The organism is Burkholderia sp. HAN2018, assembly GCF_024704855.1.
Lineage (GTDB): Bacteria > Pseudomonadota > Gammaproteobacteria > Burkholderiales > Burkholderiaceae > Burkholderia > Burkholderia cepacia.
Genome location: NZ_QOBB01000391.1, coordinates 1 through 3675 on the forward strand (window position 1 = coordinate 1; position 3675 = coordinate 3675).

4 protein-coding genes are annotated in these 3675 nt (G+C 65.7%); 2 read left to right on the forward strand and 2 right to left on the reverse strand.

Annotation, left to right across the window (positions count from 1 at the left end; all coding sequences use genetic code 11):
* Positions 1 to 137: 137 nt before the first annotated feature.
* Together tssK and tssJ are read right to left on the reverse strand one after the other, a co-directional pair.
* The gene (tssK, locus tag DPV74_RS39905; protein ID WP_119339186.1) at positions 138 to 1544 is read right to left on the reverse strand and encodes a type VI secretion system baseplate subunit TssK; all 1407 of its coding nucleotides are present in this window, start codon (positions 1542 to 1544) and stop codon (positions 138 to 140) included.
* A complete protein-coding gene (tssJ, locus tag DPV74_RS39910) occupies positions 1541 to 2056 on the reverse strand; it encodes a type VI secretion system lipoprotein TssJ (protein ID WP_027791609.1) in 516 nt (171 codons plus the stop codon). The genes tssK and tssJ overlap by 4 nt, the downstream gene beginning before the upstream one ends.
* A gap of 631 nt (positions 2057 to 2687) precedes the next feature.
* Between tssJ and DPV74_RS39915 the strand changes: the two genes are divergently transcribed.
* Complete coding sequence (locus DPV74_RS39915) at positions 2688 to 3074, forward strand: TssQ family T6SS-associated lipoprotein (protein WP_119339187.1); 387 nt, start codon at positions 2688 to 2690, stop codon at positions 3072 to 3074.
* A gap of 44 nt (positions 3075 to 3118) precedes the next feature.
* Positions 3119 to 3675, forward strand: a 557-nt coding sequence (locus tag DPV74_RS39920; protein WP_119339188.1) for an FHA domain-containing protein, incomplete at its 3' end; no start/stop codon positions are given.

Sequence of the window (3675 nt, forward strand, 5' to 3'; positions counted from 1 at the left end):
CCGGGGCGCGGCTGCGTCGCGGTCGGGCCGGCCGCGCCCGCCGCGGCCGGATGCATGCCGCCCGGATTCGGCGGCACGAATCCGCCTGCGCCGGGGGAGATCGAATCGGAGGAGGAATTCATCGCGTCGCCCCGCCCTCACCCGCGTATCGCCCAGAACTCCATCGAGAGTCCAGGGAATTCGCCGGCGAAATGAAAAGCGAGACCGCCGGAGCGCGCCAGCTGCTTCCACAGGTCGCTGCCCTTGTCGATCTCGAAGTACGTATGGCCCGCGTGATACGGGATCTGCCGCGGCGCGACCGGTAATTGGCGCATCGTGATGCCCGGCAGTTGCAGTTGCACGAGATCGCGGATCCGCTCGACCGGCCCGAGCTTGGCCTGCGCGGGAAAACGCGCGCGCAGGCTGTCGGCCGGTACGTCCGCGCGCACCGCGAGCACGAAGCCGGCCGTGTCGCGCAGCACCGGGTCGGCCAGCGTCGCGACGCGGATGCCGTTGCCCGCATCGCGCAGCTCGATCTGGATCGCGTTTTGCTCGAGCACCGTCGACAGCGACCGCCGCAGTTCGGTCATCAGCTCCGCGAAGCTCGTGCGCAGGTCGTCGTGCACGTAGACGGCGAGCGACTGCGGGCGCCGGCCGGCCGCCGTGAACGTGCTCAGGTCGCACGCGAGCTTCAGCCAGTCGCAGAACAGCGCCTCCGGATGCGTCGACACGTGCTGCTGCGCATGCCAGGTCAGCGCGAGATAGCGGTTCACGAGCTGCAGCAGCAGGAAGTCCGCGACTTCCGACACGCCGCCGCGCCCGGGCTCCGACAGCCGTTCCGCGAGCGCTTCGCTGCGTTGCGTGAGCAGCCCGTGCAGCTCGCGCGCGTAGGCCAGCAGCACGGCGTCGTGCTGCGCGACGAGGCGCGGCGGGATGTAGCCGTCGTCGACGAGCAGCCGTGCATCGGTGCGCCGCTCGACGATCCGGGCGACGCCGAGTGCGTGCCAGTCGCCGGTCAGCTCGGCTTCGAGCATCAGCCGCACGTTCAGGCGCCCCGTCTGCAGCAGTGCGGGACCGAGCGCGACCGCGTTCGCGTCGGCCACTTCGTATTCGCGCACGACGTAGCGCGCGACATCGGCGCTGCCGCTCGTACCGTTCGAGCCGTTCGCGGCATGGCCTCCGCCTGCACCGAACGACACCTCCTCGCCGCCGCCGCGCCACAGCGGCAGCGCGAGCACGACGAGCTGATCCTTCGCGTCGGCCGGCACGTCGAGCGGTTCGGGAAGATCGTCCGGATGGGACAGGTCGAACGGCGTGCCGTCGCGCATCACGCCCGACGCGGTGCGCAGCGCGACCTTGCCGAGCGCCAGTTGCTCGCGGTCGAGCTCCAGCGTGTCGAAACCCCAGAAGAAGCCTTGCAGCGGGAGGCAGCGCAGCGCGACGTAGCGTTCCCAGTGCCGTTCGAGCTGCTGGAAATGCTGCGGCCGCAGGAACATCCCCTCGGTCCACACCACCCGCTGGCGGAGCGCCGCGACCGGTGTCGCGGACATCGTCGGTTCGGTCATGGGCGCCCCTTCGCATCGTTCAGCGCGAGGCCGCCGTTGCGCACCGCGATCGACAGCTTCAGCTCGCCCGGCGACGTCTGCCAGAACTTGTAGAGATTGAGCTGCTTCGCGCGCGGCAGCGGCACCGTCAGCCGCCAGCGGTTCTTTTCGAGCATCCGGTATTCGGCGACCACGCCGATCGCGCCGGCCTCGACGTTGCCGCGATAGTGCAGCGTGCGCGACTCGCCCGGCCGCAGGATCACGCGATCGGTGCCGAGCAGGTCCGTGCCGAGCACGTTCTCCGGCTTGTCCTGCAGCGAGAAGAAATCCGCGCTGTCGAACGACGATGCCGCGCGGAGCTGGAACACCTTCAGCACGATCGGCGCAGGCTTGCGGTTCGGGTCAGGGTTGACGTCGGGTGCAACATCGACCGTGATCGCATACGGCACCGCCGCGGCGTGCTCTGTCGCGCCGCATCCCGGCAACAGCATCACGCATCCCCATACGATGAAACTGCTCGACCGCCATTGCATATTCCACCCTCGCCACCCAATAGCCGTTCGCCGGTTTTCGACCGCGAAACCGGTTGATCCGATTGAAAAAGGGACAATTAATTGATCGGTAATTGTGTAATCCGTATATCCATCCACCTCAATCCGTATCGGCAAATTGTTCTTGTAAAAAGCCGGGTCATATCATTCATGGATTTTGAAAGTCGATTTGGCGAGATGGTGGTCAATTGAGAATTGGGGTTGATGAATTAATGGCAAAAATCAATCCGACCGGTTCGCCGTCGCGGCCCGGTTCTGTGGCGTGGACACCTGTCGGATGGGCTCGGGCGCAAGCCGGCCGGCCACCGGGCAACGAACGCTCGCGGCGCTGACGGTGTGCCAGGCTATTCGTTTCGCACGAACGGACGGCCCGTTTTTTCGTGCATTGACGTGCGCTGACCAAACAACTGACGAATCCGAAAAACACAGCGAACTATAGGCCGTTTTTCCGGATTCACAAGCACTGAAATTCGTAGTCGATTCTGCATTCAGGTGGAAATGGATTGGCTAAATGAAACAAAACGTAACAGGCGATTCGGTGCCGATGATTGGCACTAGAATCCAACAGCGCTTGTGTGCCACCTTCCAATTACGCCAATTCTTGATTTCAATAATGAAAGGTCGTTCATCGCTCGTTCTTTTCCTCGGCGCATTGTTGCTGGGGGCCGGCGGGTGCAGTACGTCCCCGACCCAGTCGGCTGCACGCGCGACGGTCGATAGCGCGCGCGCCGCGTACGACAGCGGCGACTACGGGCGCACGATCGCGCTGCTGAGCCACGCGAAGGAAATCGACGGCGCCGACACCGACACGCAGGTTGCCGCGCACAAGCTCCTCGCGTTCAGCTATTGCGTGACGAACCGCATCACGACGTGCCGCGCCGAGTTCTCGAAAATTCTCGACCTCAACCCGCGCTTCGACTTGTCCCCTGCGGAGAAGGGACATCCGATCTGGGGGCCTGCGTTCGAATTCGCGCGCCGCAGGCATGCGTCGTCGTCCTGAACGAACCGGCCTGCGCGCGAGCACTTCACCGAGCGACGTATGACATGCAACTGATCGTGATCGAACATGCCGGCGAGCCGGTCGAAAACGACTCCTACGACGCCGTCGTGTTTCATCCGCCGGGCGGCACCATCGGCCGGGCCAGCGACAACCATCTCGTGTTGCGCGACGACACGCGGCAGATTTCGCGGCTGCAGGCGCTGCTGCAGGTGGGCGACGACGCCTGCCTGCTGAAGAACCTGAGCAGCGTCTCGACGATCGAGGTGAACCGCGAGCCGGTCGGCTATGCGCAGGAGCGCGCGCTCAACACCGGCGACATCATCCGCATCGGGCCGTACGTGCTGCGCGCCGAACGTGACGACGGCGGCGACGGCGTCGATGGCGTCGATGGCGGCCATGCACCGGTCATCGACATGGAGACCGATACAGGCATGCGTGTCGATATGCAAGCGCAAGCGCAGGCCCGGGCGGCAGCGGCGCCCGCGCAACCGTCGTCATCGCGTGTCGATACGAAAGGCGCCGGCAACCGGCTGTGGGGGCTCCTCCAGGATCGTCTCGCGCCGCGCGGCAAGGCGGCGGACGCCGCTACGCGGCCAGGCGG